15 protein-coding genes and 2 pseudogenes are annotated in these 20,135 nt (G+C 52.0%); 5 read left to right on the top strand and 12 right to left on the bottom strand.

The window, feature by feature from the left end:
* Positions 1-103: 103 nt before the first annotated feature.
* The 5 genes from AB4N80_RS01695 to AB4N80_RS01675 form a co-directional block, all read right to left on the bottom strand.
* Positions 104-2,482 (bottom strand): SIR2 family protein, encoded by a 2,379-nt coding sequence (locus AB4N80_RS01695; protein WP_460080397.1) that lies wholly within the window; start codon positions 2,480-2,482, stop codon positions 104-106.
* 334 nt (positions 2,483-2,816) lie between these two features.
* Positions 2,817-4,622 (bottom strand): DEAD/DEAH box helicase, encoded by a 1,806-nt coding sequence (locus AB4N80_RS01690; RefSeq protein WP_460090560.1) that lies wholly within the window; start codon positions 4,620-4,622, stop codon positions 2,817-2,819.
* Between the two features lie 455 nt (positions 4,623-5,077).
* On the bottom strand, positions 5,078-5,977 hold the full coding sequence (locus AB4N80_RS01685) for a T3SS effector HopA1 family protein (RefSeq protein WP_460080390.1): 900 nt from the start codon (positions 5,975-5,977) through the stop codon (positions 5,078-5,080).
* Positions 5,970-6,923, bottom strand: coding sequence for a phosphotransferase (locus AB4N80_RS01680; protein WP_460080388.1), 954 nt, complete (start codon positions 6,921-6,923; stop codon positions 5,970-5,972). Before AB4N80_RS01680 ends, AB4N80_RS01685 begins: the two co-directional genes overlap by 8 nt.
* A gap of 7 nt (positions 6,924-6,930) precedes the next feature.
* On the bottom strand, positions 6,931-7,155 hold the full coding sequence (locus tag AB4N80_RS01675; protein ID WP_460080385.1) for a hypothetical protein: 225 nt from the start codon (positions 7,153-7,155) through the stop codon (positions 6,931-6,933).
* 575 nt (positions 7,156-7,730) lie between these two features.
* Between AB4N80_RS01675 and AB4N80_RS01670 the strand changes: the two genes are divergently transcribed.
* Complete coding sequence (locus AB4N80_RS01670; protein WP_460080383.1) at positions 7,731-8,693, top strand: hypothetical protein; 963 nt, start codon at positions 7,731-7,733, stop codon at positions 8,691-8,693.
* A gap of 244 nt (positions 8,694-8,937) precedes the next feature.
* Positions 8,938-9,438, top strand: coding sequence for a KilA-N domain-containing protein (locus AB4N80_RS01665; RefSeq protein WP_460080381.1), 501 nt, complete (start codon positions 8,938-8,940; stop codon positions 9,436-9,438).
* Between the two features lie 579 nt (positions 9,439-10,017).
* Here AB4N80_RS01665 and AB4N80_RS01660 read toward each other — a convergent pair.
* Entirely contained in the window at positions 10,018-10,515 is a 498-nt protein-coding gene (locus tag AB4N80_RS01660; RefSeq protein ID WP_460090573.1) for a DUF1543 domain-containing protein, read from the bottom strand.
* A gap of 440 nt (positions 10,516-10,955) precedes the next feature.
* Between AB4N80_RS01660 and AB4N80_RS01655 the strand changes: the two genes are divergently transcribed.
* A complete protein-coding gene (locus AB4N80_RS01655) occupies positions 10,956-12,095 on the top strand; it encodes a hypothetical protein (RefSeq protein WP_460080378.1) in 1,140 nt (379 codons plus the stop codon).
* Between the two features lie 322 nt (positions 12,096-12,417).
* Here the strand turns inward: AB4N80_RS01655 and AB4N80_RS01650 are convergent.
* Positions 12,418-12,537 (bottom strand): annotated as a pseudogene (locus tag AB4N80_RS01650) (site-specific integrase); the annotation flags it as partial.
* 183 nt (positions 12,538-12,720) lie between these two features.
* On the opposite strand from AB4N80_RS01650, the gene AB4N80_RS01645 reads away from it, so the two are divergent.
* Positions 12,721-12,939, top strand: coding sequence for a hypothetical protein (locus tag AB4N80_RS01645; RefSeq protein ID WP_460080376.1), 219 nt, complete (start codon positions 12,721-12,723; stop codon positions 12,937-12,939).
* 110 nt (positions 12,940-13,049) lie between these two features.
* On the opposite strand, the pseudogene AB4N80_RS01640 reads toward AB4N80_RS01645, so the two are convergent.
* Positions 13,050-13,673: pseudogene (locus AB4N80_RS01640) on the bottom strand (tyrosine-type recombinase/integrase).
* A 252-nt stretch (positions 13,674-13,925) separates the two neighbouring features.
* Between AB4N80_RS01640 and AB4N80_RS01635 the strand changes: the two are divergent.
* On the top strand, positions 13,926-14,183 hold the full coding sequence (locus AB4N80_RS01635) for a BPSL0761 family protein (protein WP_460080373.1): 258 nt from the start codon (positions 13,926-13,928) through the stop codon (positions 14,181-14,183).
* Positions 14,184-14,913: 730 nt separating this feature from the next.
* Here AB4N80_RS01635 and AB4N80_RS01630 read toward each other — a convergent pair.
* Genes AB4N80_RS01630 through AB4N80_RS01615 form a run of 4 tightly spaced genes read right to left on the bottom strand, consistent with a single transcriptional unit; the run spans position 14,914 to position 20,025 of the window.
* Positions 14,914-15,309: a TetR family transcriptional regulator gene (locus AB4N80_RS01630; RefSeq protein ID WP_460080371.1), complete on the bottom strand. Its 396-nt coding sequence runs from the start codon at positions 15,307-15,309 to the stop codon at positions 14,914-14,916.
* Positions 15,306-17,204, bottom strand: a complete 1,899-nt coding sequence (locus AB4N80_RS01625) for a site-specific integrase (protein WP_460080368.1) — start codon at positions 17,202-17,204, stop codon at positions 15,306-15,308. Before AB4N80_RS01625 ends, AB4N80_RS01630 begins: the two co-directional genes overlap by 4 nt.
* Positions 17,201-18,880 carry a hypothetical protein gene (locus AB4N80_RS01620; RefSeq protein ID WP_460080366.1) on the bottom strand — a complete coding sequence of 560 codons (1,680 nt, stop codon included), beginning with the start codon at positions 18,878-18,880 and terminating at the stop codon, positions 17,201-17,203. Before AB4N80_RS01620 ends, AB4N80_RS01625 begins: the two co-directional genes overlap by 4 nt.
* Positions 18,880-20,025 (bottom strand): tyrosine-type recombinase/integrase, encoded by a 1,146-nt coding sequence (locus AB4N80_RS01615; protein ID WP_460080363.1) that lies wholly within the window; start codon positions 20,023-20,025, stop codon positions 18,880-18,882. The genes AB4N80_RS01620 and AB4N80_RS01615 overlap by 1 nt, the downstream gene beginning before the upstream one ends.
* Positions 20,026-20,135 lie beyond the last annotated feature (110 nt).

The following is a 20,135-nucleotide window of genomic DNA, read 5'->3' as shown; positions in this document are numbered from 1 at the left end:
ACTGATCTCTTTAAAAATCTGCCCCCTTTTCGGGGGCGGTACGATAAAGAGCTTCCGGCGCAAGTTGGTAGAAAAACTCGAGGCTTACCGGACACACATAAAATTAACGTTGGTCGATAAACATCTTTGCAGCCGCCTCGACGCTCTTGCGGACTACCTCAGAACCAGCTGCTGCCTTGAAGTCATCTGGCAGCAAAGAGAGCGACTTTTCCACCTTTAAAAGCCAGAACTGCAAAGCGGTGCGCTCGCCATTTGCCAAATCACCAAGCCGTGCCGTCACAAATGGCTGAACATGTTCAAGCACTTTCACAGCGTAGGACCGGCGGCTCCCATCACCGAGCATGGCATCGATTCGCTCGATCCCAGAAAGAACCGCATCAATGTTAAAGATCGCCTGACCCGCGCTCTGCTGCAACGCGCGCATCAGAGCGATGCGGAAAGCCTGAGTATCAATCTGGTAGGTTTGAAAACCGGGAAGCTCTTCGGCCTTTCTGTAGGCCGTGGCGATGAATTCGTCGGCCGCATCGAGTCGAGGTTTTTCCGCCATCGCGATCGCATACTGAAGCCAAAAGAGCGGCTCACTATTGACCCGCTCGTCGTATCGTAGACGTTCATAGATGCTGGCGATGACGGCATCCAGATCTCCCTTGCCGCGCAAGGTTCTCCGCAAGCTCGAATACGCCATCATGTTCGACATGAGAATTCGATACGGTCGCTCGCTTCGCCGTTGCGCCGCAGCCAGCGTCACCTCTACCACAGCGTCAGCGATCTCTTCTGGAGCAATGAACGCTGCGATCACAAACGAGGAAAAGATAGAAGATCGAGCCCTGAAACCGTCAGCTGATGTCTCGAAAATTTCATGCGACAGATCCTCCAGCGGTTTGAGCGCCATAAACGGATCAGCACCGACTACGTTTCTCACGAATGATGCACTGATCGAGCCTTGATGCGTGGCGATCAACATAGTCATAGTCAAAATTCGCCGAGTGTCCCTATTTTCAAAGAGGGGGGCTAGGGCCTCCTTCACGCGGTCGCGGACTGCGGCATTTTCGAAAAGATCAAGCAAAAGGTCGCGTAGGTCGCCACGGTGATCGAGATCAGGCGCACGAAGTCCCGCACTCTCGCACAACCGGCCAAATGCGGCCATTTCGGATCGTGTAAGGCCGTTAAGGCTTACCCGGTCAAACGGCTTGGGCAGAAGATTTACGAACTCGTGAAAGCGGACCTCGAACGTACCCGTCCGCACCTCCACCACTAGCTTAGCCCGTGGAAGAGCCTCACGAAGGCCGCGCAAACTGTCTTGCGCGGCCGAATATTGGTCGACAAACACGACCAATCGATCGACCTCGGCAAGTGCCGCAACCTCGCGCTGAAGATCTGGATGACCGAGCTGAAGCTGTAGACAAGTCCAGCCTCTCGACGAAAGCTCGAACGCAAGTAGATGAAGAAAAATCGATTTGCCGTTACCAAGGCGACCATCTACAACGAGCGATGCCTTGCTCTCAACACCATCCGCCGCCGCGCGCACCGAATCCGCCCGAGCAACCGCGTACTCCTCACTGGGTTGCGAGCGGGCAAGGCGACTAGGATCGAAATCGCCATAGACGAGAAGATCGAAGACCTCGGTAGCGGTAGGACGAGCGACTGCCTTCTTATCGCGCACGGGTGAAAGCGAGCGGAAAGAACGCAGATTATCCAGCGAGGGGGCAACTGAGCGTGGAACGTGCGCAAGAATCTCGGCGAAGCCGTCAGTGCCTATAAACATCGTGCGTCCGTACTGTGCAGTGCGTCGCAGGAACGTTTCGTCGACGTAGGGCCCTTGAATGAAGATAGTTCGCTCGGCAAGCTTAGGGTTGGCCATCAGTAGCCCGGCAATATGATAATCGGCGAGACTGTATCCAACGATATACAGGGTACTTGCGAAAGCCAAATCGCGCTGAAATTGATCGTACCAGCGCGAGCGGACGACATGCTGGTTCACGTAAGAGCCTTCGCCGAGAACTAGGCTCTTCATCACATTATCTGACGTGATCAGTCGGATGCTGCCGTGGAGGTGCACTACTGCGCCGTGGGGCAACTTGTTCGGAACTGGCTCCGAGACATCGTAGGCATTCGGTGGCGTTTTATTTTTTAACCTATGCAATTCGACCGCGTCATCGTAGTTGGTCGAATAAATGCGTCGCCACGGCTCATTCAGCACCGCCGTTTGTCCAGCCGTTAGCTCGGTCAGCCGAAAAATCCTATAGAGCTCGTCACGAAGCTTCCCAGAGTCATGTTCGGCAAACTCCTCGCTGAGGACTTGCAGATCGTAGTCCGTATCCGCCGGAAGGTTGAGTTGATCGATAAAGTGGCGCCGCAATCCCCTGCCGTTGGGCGGAGTACTATTCGCGATGTTGCTAGCGCCGAGGCTGAACCCGGAGCCCAGGAACAGAATAGAGGATTCGGGATCGAACTCTTTAATTACGTCAGTATCATGCGTCATCATTCCTCCATTTACGAGACAGTTTGCCAAGTAGCGGACAACTGAAACCATCAAGAATGGATTCAGTCATCCATAGTTCTATGGCTGCCAGTCGGAACCAGCCAACGTGCCATGATTAGACAGCTACGCCGGAGGCCGCATATCTTGAATCGCCTTGAGCTTCTCTATGTCCCGTCCAATTATTTTCTTCGCACAGTCCACGCAGTAGTGATCCCAACTCCTGCCGTTTTTGACCTTCAGGCGCACATCGCCCTTCTCGATACGGTGCTTGGCACTGGCTTGACAGTTATGGGCCCTGCCAGCGGTGTCTATTTCGACGTGGGTAACGAGCGATTTAATTGCCACCGAACACCTCCGTTACTGCTGCCGCGAGGATGCCGTCGAATCCTTGGTCAATCCGCTCGTGCATCTCGCGCGTGAAATCGTGCCGTTGCCTCGCTCCCATACCGACGAGGGTATTTACCTGACTATTGATGGCAGCAATCATCACGACCATGTTCGTTCTACCGAGACGTCGCGTGTCAAGCTCGTGGCCATTCGGGCTAATGTTCCGCTCGCCGAGGATCCGTCCAGCTGCCGTTCGAACTCGAATAGGAAGACCGTCACGCATTGCCTGCCGCTCGCGTACGCGGGTTGTCGGCAGTGGCTGAAGAGTCTGGTAAGCAGCCGCAACGTCGTCCGTGCTATAGCCGCGCTCCTTGAGCACGCGCAGAGCAGCCAGAGCCTCATCGTCTAGCAGAAGTGGAATTTCCTCGACGTGCACATCGGACTGGCCGCGAACCTCAAGACCGTCCAAATCATGAGGAACCGGCACGACCTCACGCTCGACGGGGGCATGATCAGGATCGACTTCCTCCACCGGCAACAATTGGTCGAAATAGTCGCGGTCGGCTTCGCTGAATTCTTGGAAGTCAGCCCAGCGATTGGCGATGTTCGCGCCAGCATGGAACACGACGACGCCCTGGTTGAGGACGTGGCCGGGAGCGTTCTGCCGAATGACGCGCATGATGCGGCCGACGAACTGAACGAACGGGGAAAGGTTGCTGAAGACGCTGAGCACGGCGGCAACAGACAGGTACGGATGGTCAAACCCTTCTCCGAGCTTTCGCACTTGGACGATTACGTCGAGCTCGTGGCTTTCCAGCCGCTGCATCACTCTCTGGTTCGCCGGTGCGTTTTCTCGCGAATGCACGTAGCCGGCGCGAAGTCCCCGCGCGACGTAGGCTTCTACGACCTGTCGGCAGTGCTCGTAGTTAAGGGCCGAGGCGATGATCTTGAGTCGGGCATCGCCGGTTTCCTCACGTAGCCGGCGCAGCTCTCGGATAGAAGCGTCCACGATAGTGTTCAGCGTTTCGGTGGAAGTTACAATACTGCGGCGGAAATCGGCGTCCTCCTCGCCTAGCCTGCGCACCTCGGCAAGCCCCACCTCGATCTCTTGGCCGTCCTCACGGCGCACGTAACGAAGGGTGCGCGGGTTCAGTTGCACGGCCTTGAGGCGCTTTACGTAGCCTTGGCGAATCGCTTCGAAGATAGGGTACGTGTAGATAACGCGCCCCTCCATAAGCTGGCCATCGGCGCGCATCGGCGTCGCGCTGAAGTTGACAATACGCGCTTCTGGGAACTGAGCCTTGAGGGCCTGCCAGCTCTCGGCTACGCCATGATGGCCTTCGTCGACCAGAATCAGGTCGAAGTAGTCGGCTGGCAGTTGACGCAGCCAGCGGTTCGATTCGCCGCCCTGGAGTTGCTGAATATTAGTAATGACGACGTGCGCCTCGTCCAAGTCTGCCCGGTTGGTCGTCGTTCCTCGGATTTCGACAGGTTCAGGATAGGGCGCGCCGGCGAGCACCGCACACTTCTGGTAGAACATATTGGAATTGGACGGGTCGAAATCATTGGCCAACTGCTGAGCGATGGCCACGCCTGGCGCGACCACCAGCGTCCGTCGCGAGCGGAAGGCAAAGGGTGATATCGTGATGCTCCCGGACTTGCCACATCCGACCGGCACTATCACCGCGAACTCACGCTCTTCGCCACCCGCCCCGAAAACCTCGTTCAGGGCGAGGAAAACACCCTTCTGGGGGGCGCGGATACGTTCGTTGTTCTCGATGTGTGGCTCGCGGTCCTGGAATGGGTTTGTCATAAGCGTCCTTCCGTTAGGGTTGAGAGAGCTATGTCACAACGACCGAGCTGATCATACAAGATACGCCCAAAATGGCGCTCTCAAGAACCAGGAAGCCACAGGCCCCGTCGCTGAATGCTGCCCGACGCAGAGCGTGATAGTCTGTTCGTTCTGGCCTGATGGCAGAGCTTTGAACATCGACGCGTACATTCCGGTTTGAATAACGCCGAGACGTGCGCAATTCGCTGATCATGGCAGTCTTATTCAACCGTTTAGGCAAAATTCGGGATCACAATTTCGAACACCGGCTCTACCGCGCCAGCGGCCTCAATTTGCGTGAAAAAGGGGACAGATATACTTGTTGGGCTGATGTCCGCTTCTGGCCGATTGTTGCCTTTCGCCACCGGCAGCAATGGGTCGAAAGCGGTCAGTCCTGAGTTGCATCCATCACCCACAACCATTGATTGTGGGTTGTGTTACGCTGACATGCCATCGACTAATTTAACAAAATCGTCGTCACCAAGAGCCCAGATTTTACTCAAGTCTAATCCTGTTCGGGTCAGGTGAGCACTTAGAGCATCGATCAACTCACCACCATTCAAGTGCATACTTTTAGCAAAGCCGTCCGCAAGAATTGAGCAGACATATCTCCCATAGCTTTCACCACCACTGGGATTGCGAGCTATTGATATGCCTGGAGCCAAACGAAGCGTAAAAAAGGGTGACTCAAATGCGCATAATTCGGCCACGCGAGAGCGCAAGCCTTGCAGCAAGGGCCGGGATATTTTTGCTGCATCCCGAGTCAGGTATACAACCGTGTTGTCGGAGCGCCTGAAAAAATTTAAACCTGTGAAAAACTTAAATGCATAAGGCACTTCGAGTTCATCAAGAAGCGACTTTAGTTTACCTAGGAGGTCCGAGTTTGTCGGTGAGGCCGAATTAATGTAGAACCTCATATATATATCCTCAGGGTAAATATCACCAAAAACAAATGCATAGCCGGGACTAACGCCCAAGGCAATGTTAGGAATGTTAACCATGCACTCATTGCCTGGCACGATAGCTCCCCCATGTTTCATAGACTTGATTTTTTCAAGCCCCACCCTGAACTTGGTCCCGCCTTTGACAACCAAACCATAATCAAAGCCTAGAGTTTCAACATGCCATCCCGACTGCCATGTCCCCCGTATGGATTCCAGATTCTCACATATCGATTCAATTAGGGCTTTGGTGTCAAAGTTATTAACTTGCGAGCCCTCTGAACTATCCAGTCGCGCATAGATTTGGTATAGGTCTCTCGCCGTGGCTTCAGACTTTGAGCTGACCACCTTCGAAACGAATTCCGAAAGCTCAGTCTTGTTAGTGCTCTTAGTCAAATAGTTCACCTTCAAAGTTTTGAGCAACTTGGAGCATATAAACACTAGCTATCGGAATATATTCAAGCCCCGCAGCGCCCTCAAAAGCATTTTTCACCAAGTTAGCCGACACCATTCTAATGTATTCACTATCCCACACCACTTCGTTTTTCATTATCTGCATCATGGCGTTTATAATTGATGGGGAGATCTTAGCAGTGTCAACTTCAGCCCCCCTAAATCCACGTGCAGGAAAAGATAAAATCCACGAAACTACAATCGCAGCGGTGGCCGCTGCGTGATCCCAGCATGGCGGACCAGCTTGAATCATTTCCCAATCCAGAACAAAAACAGAATAATTATCTACAAGGATATTTTGATGCTTTATATCTCCATGCACAGCACTTCTAGTTGACCACGCTTCCTTAACAAGACTTAAGGTATCGCTCAGCGAGCGATTAGCCTGAATGAACTCCAGTAATTGAAGCTGCGCCGGCGATGCATATCGCAAGATTTCAACAGGGGGAGATAGCAGGTCAACTACCCAGTGTGGGTTTTTAGGAATGTACTCCAAAAAAATTGCGAGCCCAGACGAAATCGACTTTATTGTATTTGACACTTCAAGCGTAAGTGTTCTCGCCTTCGACAGATCTGACCTTACTAAGCACTTGTCAAAATTATCCCCCCCCAGCATTGAGTACACTGAGATTCTGTTTGCTGAATCAGCACTTAACAACTCACAATTATGGCGCGGGTCTTCCTTAAATAAGTGCCTTTCAATTTTACACAGCAACTCGTACTCTATGCCACTGGACTTAAACTGCTTTGCAAATATTTTTCGATTCCCTGCCTGCACCAAAAAATTACTGTTCTTTCCCGCAACATACTCGGAAGTTACTGCCTCCCGTTTATCGACAAGCCCCCTTGACTCAAGGTAAGGGGGCAGTGAAGATGTGGTAAGTCGCACCGCGAAACTAATGTTTCACCGCCTGGGTTTTTTGAAGATATTGCGCGAGTACGTTCGAGAGCTTGCACGGATCGCTGGACCCACCAGTAGCGGTTCCAGACGACGCCTCCCATATATCCCCTAAAACCCCATCACCTCGATCTTCAGGACTCAGCTTGGATAATTCCAAGAGCTTGTTTACCGCATCACCTTCAATCAAGGACTTAAATATTTTTCCAGAATTTTCTTTCATGATGTTGCCTTCTATGCAGAAATTCAGTTTTGGGTTGGTTTAGGCGCCCATGAAACTACGAAAATCTACATAGACTTCGCGCCTTTTAAAAACGTAGCACTAGCTAAGAATTAGTCAAATGCATTTTTTCGAGTTGCTGCTAAGACTCAGTTTTCCTCTACTGCCTCGGTCGGTTGACGTTTCTTTCTGGACGATGATGCTGGAGCGGCTACGCGCGCCCAATGGCAGCATCCCTGGGCGTGTTGATGAGTTGCTCTGAACCTGATGTTCAGCGCAGCCTTGGGCACCTGCGGCGGTGCGGATGGTGAACGGCAACTATGGGTCGAAGCAGTCAACCACGACCGGCATCCATCGACCCAAAGCGGACAGTTACGCAGGGTTGGCAGCCCTTCCTAGAAGCTTGAGGGCGTCTACAGAAGCAGGGGTGGTTCAGATTTGTGAGGCTTGGCTTGCAGAGCGGGTTTCTTTCAGCCTCTCCGGATCTATCCCATCTGGCCAAAATCCAGCAGCATCACCATTCAGATGTTCACTAAGGTCAGGTGTTCGTGTCTTACAGTGATTGGGAAAGAACTAGGATGTGGCTGCGTGCCAAGGCCAAAGACGCCAGATCCCTCTCAGCTGAGGAGGAGGCTTATTTAGATCGAGAGCTGGCGATCAAGCTGCGGGAGCGGATGGAGCATGAAGCCTCAATTCGTTGGTGGCAGCTGTTCGGCATCGAAGGCCATAGCTTGGACTGCCTTGAGGCAGAGGCCAAGTTCATCACCCACTTGGACAATATTTTCAAATGCCCGCCCGCCAGCCAATTTCTCGCTCCGAGCGATACGAAGCGACGAAGCCATCATGCCTACCATTTCAGCCGGCAGTGTGTTTACCACGGCGTCGAGTACGTGGCGCCTCCAACGACACGCCTCTTGGAGCTCATGCTGTACGGGTATTTTCCTTACGAGAATACCTGGATCTACCTAGATAGGAGATCTCAGCTGAGTTCAGATGGGTACAAGAAACCCAAGCAATGGCTTGCGCTATCCCCAGGGGAGATCCCCCAGGACAGGCTCGGTATCACTATCGAAATTAGTACGGGGTGGAAGTCCCTGATTCGTTCGCAATCGCCAGCGGCCTTATTCAGCAGCTTGAAGCCATTCGAGAAGGAAAACCTAGCGCGGGAATTTGGTGCGGAAGGGTCTCATCAGCACTGGCTTGAGCATATTGTGGAAGGGCTCTTCTTTGAGCGAGGGCATCGATCCAGAATCAGTATCAGCTACGCAGGTGAGTCAGAAGGGCAACACCTCACCCTTGCTGAATTGATTGCTGAGGAAGGCCGCACTCCAGGAAAAAAAGTGGTCATGCATGACGGGGATTACCTCAACTGTGAGCCAGGCAATCTCATTGTGCGCTCAAGCAGAGGTAGGACAATGAGCTGCAAAACCTGCCGTCGCCCCACAACCAAAGACCAATCTGAGATCACAAAGGACTCATTGGGCTCAAGCCTTCGCATCTGCCATTCCTGTCTACGTTGGATGACCAGAACCTCTGAGTGAACACGGCCTCCTTAGGGGGTTGCCAAAAATGAGCAGTTAATTCAATATAAACCCTATGATGTGGTATCTGCATCAGCAAGACATAGAAGCCGGCTCATTAGCCGGTTTTTTTGTGTCTTGGATTTTCCTCTCGCCGCGTTCCAGCGGCAGTTTTGTCCCTAAATTTACGTGCACATGGCTTAGGTCACGAGAGTTTCCTCGTGAGGCCTACGCACGCCTATCGAAAATGGGTGGAGATCCCGATATGAAAAATTCGATCCAGGTTGAGTATCAAAGCAAGACCATCGTTTTCAGCGTGAACGGCTGGTTGAACGCTAGTCACGTAGCAAAGCTTTACTCAGCTTCAGTGAATGACTGGCTGGGATCAATAGAGACACAGCAGTACCTAACCGATGCGGCTGCTGCATTTGGTGTCGAGGGGCCTGAGGATCTCATCCAGATCCATGGCGGCCAGGCTGGCGATATCTGGCTGCATCCGAAGGTGGCGATGGAATTTGTGAGTGAGCTGGATCGAAAGCTTACCCGCTGGTGTGACCTGGCCATCAACAGAATCTTACGAGAGACCGTTTCAATGAAAAGTCGCTTCGACGCTGCCTGCAAGGTGCTGGATGAAAGCCGGCGTGAGGCAAGCGAGCATGGAAGGGGGCTCCTGGAGTGGCGTATGAAAAAGCGGAAGCTTGAATATCGTGTGGCCCATTTGCAGGATCAACTGCAGCTCACGTTAGGGCTAGATAATCCCAACTGATGAAGACGAACGAAAGCCCGCCTAGTGCGGGCTTCGTCGTTTTTGGAGCAAACGAAATGGCTCAACCGCCCTATAGCTAGCCCTGCACTGGATCGGAATTCCTGGGTGGCATGGTCTGGTGATCATTACACTCGCCTGGAGAGCCACTCTCAATTTTCAACCAGCTCAGCCGAAAAAACGGTGAGCTATCCGAAACACTAAGGGAACATATGAAGCGCGTCGAACGGGATTTTCATCACGTTGTTTAATTGTCTGTGGTACCGGGATTTCCCGGTGTCCGAGGCGCATGCGGTAGCGGGGCGCACCGACTGGACGATCCATCTTGGATTGGTCGTGCGTCAGTGCGCCACGCTTCTTGGCGCTAGAGCCCTGTTTGAGCAGGGAGGGCGCACTGATGCAGTAATCCGCTATAACGACCAAAATACGCTTTCGTTTGTGGAGTGGGAGTGGAAGCGAGCGCACACCGATATCAATGACGTTGCTCTGGTCTGATCCTCAGCACCTCAAGAGCCGATATTCCGCTCTCAATGGCAAAGCTAGAGCTGCAGCGACAAAAAGTTTAATCACGCAAAGCCTAAGTCAACGTGGAAGGACGATGTAGTCGTTCCGCTGAGCCACGCCGCGATGTTTCCCTTCAGCGAGATGAACGTACCGGCCGTTCACCTCGTCAATTGGTAGGCAATCGTCAACGTCAAGCACGACATCAGTATGAGCTTGCGTCCAATGCGACAGCATCTGCAGCTTGCCTTTAGTAACCGCCTCACGCCGGTCGCCAGCCACCACAAGTAAGTAGTGGTGAGCTTCGCCAAAAGCTCCAGATTCGTACCCCCCCAAATTGAGGAAAAATAGACGTGGTGAACCGGGTTTGGGGGCTAGCGGACTCAATTCAACTTTCCAGTCCTCGATGCCATCGACAGCCATCCAAGCATCAATGTGTAACCCTGTCGAGCTCCCAAACCAACTCTCTCGTAGCTGGGGATAGGTGGCTTCTAAACTGTCTGCGGCCGCAAAAACCACATCGTGCACTTCAATCTTTGCCTTGGGGTGTTTACCGCCAAGCATTACAACAAAAAGCATCATCTGTTCTGCCAAAAGCCGAGTATTCAAACATTACTGTAAATTTTTAACGTTCGAGCCAGTCGATGACAAGCCATAATCTTAGTGATTATTGCTTGCAAGCAGTTAAGCCCGAGCTCCTTCTTTTGAGCGGTGAGGCCATGGCGTGAAAGCATACAAGCGCGTCCCGGCTCACTGTGCTGTGCACAGGGGCTGAATCCTAGCAGCCTGGGATGGTATAAAATAGCTTCGTTGGTATCCTTAATGGTTTCGAAAAATCTGCGTAAACACCGGTTGACGTCCTCGGGCATCCCAGTGAAGGACGTGGGGCCGGGGCGTCGGATTGAAATCGGAGGATGCACCACCCTCTAAGCTATCTGCGTAGGAGCTAGCTTGGCTCGGGCCCGAAAAGCCGGATATTCGGAATCCATCTAACCTCATTGCTAAGCAAGGACGTGACAATGTTTTATGCTCGAAAGCTGAATTCGGACACTGGGCAAGTAGAGGTATGGGAGTGTGAATGGACAGATCCTGGGACAGGGTTGGCAAAAAAAAACTTTGTTCGCAAATATTGTAACGAAGGTGAGCAAGAGGACAATTCCGAACAGTATTCTACCGCTGCGGCAATCTGTTGGGCACCCGGTAGGACAATTGGTAACATCGCCGTAAACTCCGAGGGCGTTTTTGGCAGCTTCACTGCCAAGACTGGCGATAATGCTGTTTTGCCTTGCAACATCGTCCCATGTGGAAAATTCAGGAACGGGGCAGATCGTTGGTACTGTAAAACTCATCAAATTCATTGGGGTGTCAAAGCTGATATCGCAGCAGTCCCATCTTCAGGTGAAGTGACATGCAGTAACCATCTGATGGGGATGAGTTATGTAGTTGACCCTTTAGTGGTTGACTTCAACGACTTCGAAGAGATCGGTGTGTGGTGCTCACTGCCCCCTGCGCTCTCCAGCGAAAAGATAGTTCGTCGGCCGCCCAAGATTCATGTACACAAGCGTTTTACCGGGGAAGATAAGAAACGACTGGATAGAGACTTTGACGCGATAGTTTGTTCCTATAATCAGAATTTGGGACTGTTTTCTAGTGACGAAATTACACAGATACAAATTACCCCTCCCGCCGCTTTCGAGTTTGTCAAATCACTTGAAGATGGGCGAGAGATGTCCTGTGTGACTTGCAAAAGCTGTGGTTATCCTCATCTGGATCTAGGCAGCTTTGCTAACGCTCCTCATGCTAAACATTTTTGTGGGAATTGTGGAAGTGATAGTGTTTGGAGTGACGGAAAGATAGTCTCGACACCACTAAAACCATTACATGATCAATTCAACAATAGTAACCAGTACGTCGTCCCAGACCGTTCGCTTAATATGGATGACTATCCGGGTCTAGAGTTTGAGGTATGGGCGTCAACCCCAGCGGTGCTATGGACGGCTAATAGACCCCAAGAATTGGGGATTCATGTCCATATTTATGAACGCGGAATGCGCGGAAGGCGGCTAATCGACGACACTTTTGGGGAAGTCATCTATCAAGGAAAAGTGCTAGATAGAAAGATTCTGTGGCAACGGATGGCTGGAAATACTATTTACTAATGAGTTTTCAGATCAACAGGGGTTGAAGCCATTCGGCTTCAACCCCTTCGGCTTCAACCCCTTCAGATCTATCGCGTAGCAAAGAAAACTTTCTCATACATCAGCCCGAGCGCTACGGGGTTCCAGAGGTTATCCAAGATCTAAGGTCGCCGAGCTTTTGTGGGGTGGGGGCTAGTAGTAATTTTCGACCAAGACGCATTCGTTTGGATTGGTGAAATTACTTATGCATTTGTCAGTTTATATAATCATGATCTTGCTTGTTGATGTTAAGGTCAGGATCTCTGGGGTGTTAATTGAAATCTATTAATTTTGCGTGTTGATGTCATTTGCGTTCACCTTTTTTCTTCAGTCTGTCAAACCTCTCGAGCAGATCTTCCGCTCGAATATGCGTATAGCGCTTTAACATCTGCATCGACTTATGACCGCTGATGGCCGAGAGCTGACCTCCAGGAGTGGAAGCTATAGGTCGACCTCTGCCAGTCATACCCAGAGGGAATTGTTCGAATTCGGCCCAAGGCGCTATCAGGTCCTATACATACAGTTGGCTAAATCTGGGTCATCAGCGACCAGTCTAAGACGGCGAGATGAGCTAGGCTTCCGGCATCATTACTCAAGGACGACCGTCATGCCAAATAACTTAGACTGCAAGGTCGCCACAGCAGACGCTCTCACGTTGCTCCTCCACAACCAGCACGCTCTGAGTGCAGCGATAGAGGAGATAACCAAGTGGCTCTCAGAAAACGGAATAGGCAGCGTCGCCGCTAATGCGGTGTCGGCCATGGAAACACTGGATACTAATGCTCAAGCCATTGCAGATTCCATTTTAAGGATACGCCAGTCATAGATTGCTTAGCGCAAGACTGCCCCGTGGTTTTAGTGGCCGCTGATTTTGTAGTCACAAGTGACTGGCAGAAATTGGGCCGATCGCTAAGTCTAGCATCGACCGGCGCATGACTAGTCGGATTCGGTCTGCTCGGCTATTTCCAAGGCGTCGTTGACCTCGACTCCCAAGTATCTGCTAGTGCTTTCAAGCTTCGTATGATCAAGCAGGTGCAGGACAGCTCTCAGATTTCTCATCCCGCGATGGATCAACGATGCCTTGGTCCGCCGTAGCTTGTGAGTGCCGTAGATGGCTGGGTCAAGGTCTATGGCTGGCACCCACGCTTTGACTATTCGACCGTACTGCCTGGCGGAAAGATGGTCTGAGGCGTGCAATCGGCTCGGAAACAAAAAATTCTCGCTTCGGAGATGCGTCCGATGCATCCAAGTTTCCAATACCGTTCGGGTTTGCTCAGTGATTTCAAACTGCACTGGATGCTGAGCTTTCTGCTGCGTCACGACCGCCCTTGACGACACATGCTCCCCGTGGGCGATGTCCCGGACTCGCAATTAGGTTAAGTCACTGGCACGCTGTTTGCTGTCTATGGTCAGGTTGAATATCGCCAAATCACGTGTCTTCTCCGCGAGCTGGAGTCTGATCTGGATGGTCCAGATATCTCTGACTCGGAGCGGAGCCTTCTGCCCGACAAGCTTTCCCTTGTTCCAAGGCTGATGGCGGGATCCAGTAGTGGTGTTCATGGCTTGTCCTCCACGTAGAGGGAGAACAAGGGTGGATCAGTCACAACGAGCGGTGGTCGCAATTCGACCCATAGCTGCTTCCAAAAGACCTTCGAGTTGCCGGTTGGGCTTCTGAAATTGTTTGCGGAGCTATTCTAATGCGCGCAGAGGAGCCGGCGGCTATCCGGCTGGGACCTCGTCAGTCTTTCATTCATAATAGTGATCTCGGCCATTATCGGTTGACTACGAAAACGCAAAGAGGGGTAGGCTGAAATGAGTATGCCGAGTGAACGGACCCGAAGTGTGATCCAAACAGAAGCGTTTTTGCGAGAGTTGTCAAAGAGCTCCCTCATTCCTGAGGAGTACCGTAATGAAGCGAAGCGCCTTCTGCGACATTACCCTGAGTCGTCGTTTGTCCTATTTGCCGGCAGGATGGATGACATCATTCAAGGTGCAGAACCCGGAGATCCTAGGTGGGAATTAGCCATCAGCGGTTATCACCCTATGTTCACTGCGGACATAAAGCTCTAGGCCAGTCCTTTGTATCCGTCCGGCCAACACATCTTCCTGACGCAACCGCCGAAGGCCATGGTGTCCACCTATTTTAAGTGGACACCATTTCTGGCCCGTCAAGCGGATTTCCATGCACCCTCAGCGCCGTACCTACAGCAAATCTTTCAAAGCCCAGGTTGATCATCCAGGAGTGCTCCGAGCCCGGCGCCTCCATCGTAGACATCGGCTTGGGCTACAGCCTCAATGCCAACCTCGTCCACAAATGGATTCGGCTGCACAATCAAAAAGCCGTGGCTCTTCAGCCCGCGTTCATCCCGCTGCATCCTCAGATGCCTCAGTAGTTAATTTATTAATTGGCTTCGACTCCGACATGGGGTTCGCCTCCTATTGCACGTGGTAACCGTTTGGGAATGTTAGGACCATTTTGAGTGATCAGCGGGCCTCGAAAATCATTCACACCAAGGCAACTGTCAGCAGCGGCATGCCGGCTTCTGTGGAGAACCTGAGTGAGGCCCCACTCTAATTGTACTCAGACAAGTCAGTATTATTTTCTAACAGGCACAGCCCAGAGGCAGACTTATATTAAAAAATATGAATAATTTACCGTGTTCCGCGCCGACCTATTCCTCTCGTCCTACTGAAACGAGTAAAATTTTCCGATCATTTTTTCAGCAGTCACTTACCATCGTCGCTTTCGAGATTACGAGCTCTGCCTTAATATTTGACTATGGATTTTAACGCAGCGACATCAGCGAATGTCGACCACCTTGGGATCGTTCTGCTTAGCTTTCAAAGCTCTGTTCTCTGTTATTAGTACTTCATTAAGAGACGCGAGGCTGGCGAGTTTTGTGCGTAATTCTTGTATTTCTTTGCGCAAGACGCGATTTGACTCTTGCGCTTCACGTAGATATTGGTGCTTCACGTCACGCTGAGCCCGGCTGGAGCGTCCCTGAGCTTCACGGATGGCCTCGGCTACGTTTGGGTAGTGATTATGTATCAGCGCTGCGGAAACGCCCGCTTCGCGGGCTACGCCTGCAATGGTGACTTTTTTCTCCCCTGTTTTGGCCCGCCCCCGTTTAATCCGGTAGAGCGCGAGCGTTAACTCCCTTTCTCGAGTGTCAGCAGGTTTGCGTTTGATCGTCATGCTGCCTGTTCCTCCGGGTCATAGCCAAGCTGAATGAACACGTCTCGACATCGCTCCATGTCGCGCAGAACTCGTATCCGACCGCTCTCTCCGATGTCGTTACACACCAGCAGCTCTTTTAGGTTGTTGTATAGCTCCCGGTATAGACCGAGGTGACCCTGACCGATCACTGCATTACTGCAGTCACCGCAGCGCGTCCGCTCAAATGTGTTGCCTACACAGCCATTATCGTCTGCTGTGCACCACGCATGACCATTGCTACGGATTGAGGTGCTTTCGGCAATAGAACTTACCATTGTTTGGTGATCCTTAAAGATGGCAAGGTTTAGTGGGTCACGTTGCCAATGCTTGAGCGAGCGGCCGTAGCCGCCAGCCAGCGGATCATCACCCAACCAGCCCTTTACAACTCCCAACTTTATGTCTTCGAGCTCTGCCTGAATGTCGTCGAACAGCTCCAGGTCAAGGTGACTGCCCCAGCTTTCGTCCATGGCGTAGCCAAGGGTCATGTCCATACTCCAATGTGCAAAGTGTTCGCGAAGATAGCGCAAATCGCCAAATTGACTATGTGCGACATAGTTGGCGAACTTACGGCGGAACTGGTGACTGGCAAGGGGCCAATCCAGTTTTGCCTGCTTAGCAAATGTCTTCAGATGAACGTTGCATGACATTAATGACAGAGTTCGAATTTTGTTGCCCTTACCGCCCTTACCGCCGTTTAGCCCGAGGAACAACGCATGACGATGCTTGTGTGCGTGGGCAATCTCTGGATCGAATGGATTGATCCTACGCCGCTCGGCGATTTCGTTCGCAATCATTGCTTGGTAGGGTACGGCCCAGCGCTCCATTAAACGTAACGCACGCACTGCGGCCGTAGGAATCATCCAATCGTGCTCCCCGGCATCGGTTTTTTCCGATTTTGAATGCAGCCAGTGAAATATTGTGCCGTCATCGTCTTCTGTACGGCGGTGCGAGCCCGATTGCACATTGGCCAACTCGTGGTTTCGACAACCGGATGTGCTGGCTAGGATGATGTAGCAAGCGGTACGCAGCGCAGTGAGCTCTTGGTTGAGTACGGTCAGTCCTCCTTTCCAACCGAGAGTAGCGAGATGACGTTTTTTAGCGTAACGGATTAAATCGTACCCGGCGCCCTTTCGCGTGGTGCCGATACTGGTGACAGCGTCTCGGAGATCGAGCAGGTGGTTACCGTGTTCCACCTTCTCGTAGGCCCTCTCGAACAGAGCACAGAAAATAGAGTCAGGGATTAGTGGCGTAGTGCTTCCCTGTCTATGGCGCGAACCATGGCCGGTTAAACCAGCCATGGAGGTGGATGAGGTCTCGGGCCAAGGATGCTTCTGGATCGGATCGTGAGTATATTGGCTCAACTCATAAAGTGCTTCTATGGCTTGGTAGCGCCTTAAAAGGGTGCCCTGTGATAAATGCTTGCCGTTATCCTTACGAGCTTCTCTGCACTCAGCAACATAATTTGTAAAAACTATAGGGCTTATAGCGCAAAATTTGTCGATTCCTAGCGAGTCCAAGTACCGTAGAAAGGGCATCATAGCCTCAAAAAAGTGGTCTAAAGTTGCGCCCTTCGGTATTGGTTGGCCTTCCCGACCTCGACGTAGGTAGCGATACATAACTTCTTTAACCGCTCCCCTCAATTCATTACGCACACGTAGAAAATTGAGGTGTTTGCGGTAATTGGCTGTATTGCTCGGGAGATCTATTAGCTCCCATTGATGATCGCCATAACGATTGATAATTATCCAGTGCTCCCCAACCTGGATGGCCGTCACGATAAGAGCATTTCGCTCATTCTCCGGCAGCCCACGCGTATCCCCCGGCTGCGATTCCATTACCCCATAAGGCAGGGTGTCCGCGGTATTTTCCTTCATATGAAGACCTCTAAGGACGTAATCAAATCGTACGACCAGAAGGGATGCGGCTGGGCACGAGCTCGATCCCGTGCCGCTTCAATGACAGCAGGCTTGAACATCCCGCGTCTCAAACCTTCCGCCACAATATAGTCATCAATCAGGCGAGGAATGTGCGCGTAATGTTTGTTCCAGCGCCCCTTATCCATACGAGTGCGTTCGGAGAGTACGCGGAAGTAGAAACTGAATAATTTGTACAGGTCGTCAACTGTCACTGCGTAATGCCGACAGCGCAGGCAGTTGAGGAAGTTGATGCAGGTAGCGCCTTCTCTCTTAGGCGCGTACTGCCCATTCACTGGATCGCTACAACGGCCCGTCGGGACGAGTTTGTAAGTCGCACCGATAGTGCGACTTAATAACTCTTTAACAAGAATTTCCCCCATGAACCGCCAGTCTCTTTTTGCTTCCTCCGGCGGCACAAGGTAACTCCTTCCAGCCACTTCTGGTAGGTTACCAAGGGCTATCGCCGTAGTTGCCAAGTCCCCGTCCAAAAGCTCGAAAATACGGTTTGCGAATGTTTTTCGTAGGCGTGAGACGTTGAGGCGCAGCGGTTGCCCACCAGTGTCATTGAGTCGGTACTTAGTCACGAGTTGTTGAGTTGCGTGCTCCAGCTGATTTACAGACAGTGCCTTTACTTGCCCTGTCTGATTATAGGAACGTGACCGATACAGCCAGACGCGAGCCTGAAGATCGCTGGGTGCTTCAGCAACTAGCTCCTCCGTGCGGGCTATTACTCGCCGGATGAGGCGTTCAACGTTCGTCCTAACAGTAGGCGTAGCCTCAAGCAGACGCTCATGTGTGCTATCGGCACGCAGAGCTACCTTGCTAGTGTTGTGCCCCCGTCGCTTCCACAGAACTAAGAACGCGCTGCCGTCTTTTGGGTGCGCGTACAGACAGTTACGGTTCATTTCCAGCAATGGAGTGCTGTTTCGTCCGGTGTGTAGCGCCACGATTAGCAGCGCATAGCCTACCAACTCGCTAGTCAGCGGAACGTCCTCGTTCCAAATCGGCATAACCGCCTGTTTAACCGCTGCTGTGAATGCTTGGCGCTGGCCCTTGGTAAGTGGTGTCTCGCCCTTTTTTTTGCGGTTACTGTTAGGAAATGCGTTGTGCGGGAACGTGGTGGCCTCGCCGGATGTGATCAAGGTAATGATCCCTCGCCGGCCGAGCGCTAAGAGTACGGATTTGGTATAGCTGTAGCGGCATTGCTGAGAGGTAGTGGCTATCCCACATCCGGTGTTATGGCCAAGGTAAGAGTCGATCAGATCGCGGTTGATGTCAGTCAAGGTGAGCTCACGCCCGAGTGCTGTCGCGCGTAGAACAAGAAAATCGAGGAAAGTGCGCAGACCCGTTCTGCAGTAGCTGCTTACGGTACTAGCTTCTACCTCGCCGTCTTGCTTAGCTAGGAAACGTTCGATTTGCGTCTGACACGCGTAGACAATTGAATCGATGCCTGCCCCATACCAGCGTGCAAAGTCGAAAAAACGCATTCGAGTAGCGTTACGCCCGAATGCGACCTGAGTATTGGCTGGTGGAACTGTATCTGGCAGCACGGCAATGCGTCCTTCCAGATCAAGGCTGTGTTGTATCTCTGGGATCGTGAGGTCGGATCTGATGTAGACCTTTCGCTTGCCCATTAGGCCGCTTCCAGGACGTCGTTCAATTCTTCGTCATAAGCTAGCACTGCGCTATCGGCCAGCTCGTTGATTAAATGCAGGTAAATCATCGTTGTCTGTATGGAGCTATGGCCGAGTTGACGCTGCAAAAATATCAGTGGGTCTATGCCGCTAGGGTTGCGCTGAAGGGCAACCAAGGTATGGGTAGCGTATGTGTGGCGTAGCATGTGGGGATGGACTTTAATGCCAACCCCCTTACCTATATTACTGACGATGCGCCCGATCCCCTTTCCGTCATCGGCGAAGGGCTCACCCGACTGATTTAGAAAGAGAGGGTTTTGATCGGTCGAATTCAAGTCCCTCCGCTCACCGCGAGTTTGAATCACATAACGATGTAGATCAGAGAGGAAGCGGCTACTGACGTAGATGTCGCGCGCCTTGCTTCCCTTTGTACGAATGCCATGGCCGTCATCTGGATCCAGACGAATCAGAATGTTGCGCTCGCGCCTGCCAGCTTTGACAGGATCGAAGACATAGGCAACGGGAAACGTGGCGATTTCCTCGCGGCGAAGTCCAGTCTGAAGCCCTAGCCGAATCATCATTCGGTGATGCGGATTTTCCACAGCCGCTAAGAGTGCCTTGACCTCATCCATAATTAGAAATTTGGGTAGCTTTATATTCTTCCGAGGCATCGCGTTATTCACCATGGTCTTGCCGCCGCTGGCGTCGACATGTGCCAGGAGTCCTATCTGACGTTTAACTGTTCGTTCCTCGTAACTGAACGGTAGCCTGCTTACCCACCCCTGCATAAGCGCATATTCGTAAAAATTACAGACGTAAGTTAGCCGTTGTCTGATCGTTGACGTTGCCAATGCGCATACATCCTCGGAGTAACCTCGATAGGCAGCAATAAGGCTCTTAGCTTCGCCACGATCTACGTCGTGCCAATCAAGTTCATGCGCTTGGAGAAAACTGAAGAAGTCATACAGCGCCCGGCCTACGCTAGGCCATGATTTTTTTGAACCGATAGCCCCTCCCAGAAGGTAGTGACGAAAGTAGTCATTGGCCGGAACACAGCTCTCCATCGAGTCCATGAGCAAAATCGGAAAATTGGGGTACGAATGGCCAGCTATTACCAAATCTTTGGTAGCCCAAACAAGCTCCATCAGTCAGTACCTCTCGGTGCGTTGAGTCGATAAGTCCTATCTCAACGGCTCAGAGTCTGGCTCTAGCCATGCTCGTGGAGGGCTTGGACCAATCTGTTCGTTCTGAAACG

It is taken from the genome of Pseudomonas sp. H3_A02, assembly GCF_054671965.1.
Note: the sequence above shows the minus strand (reverse complement) of the source record. Positions and strands in the feature narration are given on the sequence as shown.

What these genes read in the sequence shown, in the direction of transcription:
- AB4N80_RS01695 (WP_460080397.1), bottom strand. Translation starts at nt 2,482, where the DNA reads ATGACGCATGATACTGACGTAATTAAAGAGTTCGATCCCGAATCCTCT.
- AB4N80_RS01690 (WP_460090560.1), bottom strand. Translation starts at nt 4,622, where the DNA reads ATGACAAACCCATTCCAGGACCGCGAGCCACACATCGAGAACAACGAA.
- AB4N80_RS01675 (WP_460080385.1), bottom strand. Translation starts at nt 7,155, where the DNA reads ATGAAAGAAAATTCTGGAAAAATATTTAAGTCCTTGATTGAAGGTGAT.
- AB4N80_RS01670 (WP_460080383.1), top strand. Translation starts at nt 7,731, where the DNA reads ATGTGGCTGCGTGCCAAGGCCAAAGACGCCAGATCCCTCTCAGCTGAG.
- AB4N80_RS01665 (WP_460080381.1), top strand. Translation starts at nt 8,938, where the DNA reads ATGAAAAATTCGATCCAGGTTGAGTATCAAAGCAAGACCATCGTTTTC.
- AB4N80_RS01660 (WP_460090573.1), bottom strand. Translation starts at nt 10,515, where the DNA reads ATGCTTTTTGTTGTAATGCTTGGCGGTAAACACCCCAAGGCAAAGATT.
- AB4N80_RS01655 (WP_460080378.1), top strand. Translation starts at nt 10,956, where the DNA reads ATGTTTTATGCTCGAAAGCTGAATTCGGACACTGGGCAAGTAGAGGTA.
- AB4N80_RS01645 (WP_460080376.1), top strand. Translation starts at nt 12,721, where the DNA reads ATGCCAAATAACTTAGACTGCAAGGTCGCCACAGCAGACGCTCTCACG.
- AB4N80_RS01635 (WP_460080373.1), top strand. Translation starts at nt 13,926, where the DNA reads ATGAGTATGCCGAGTGAACGGACCCGAAGTGTGATCCAAACAGAAGCG.
- AB4N80_RS01630 (WP_460080371.1), bottom strand. Translation starts at nt 15,309, where the DNA reads ATGACGATCAAACGCAAACCTGCTGACACTCGAGAAAGGGAGTTAACG.
- AB4N80_RS01625 (WP_460080368.1), bottom strand. Translation starts at nt 17,204, where the DNA reads ATGAAGGAAAATACCGCGGACACCCTGCCTTATGGGGTAATGGAATCG.
- AB4N80_RS01620 (WP_460080366.1), bottom strand. Translation starts at nt 18,880, where the DNA reads ATGGGCAAGCGAAAGGTCTACATCAGATCCGACCTCACGATCCCAGAG.
- AB4N80_RS01615 (WP_460080363.1), bottom strand. Translation starts at nt 20,025, where the DNA reads ATGGAGCTTGTTTGGGCTACCAAAGATTTGGTAATAGCTGGCCATTCG.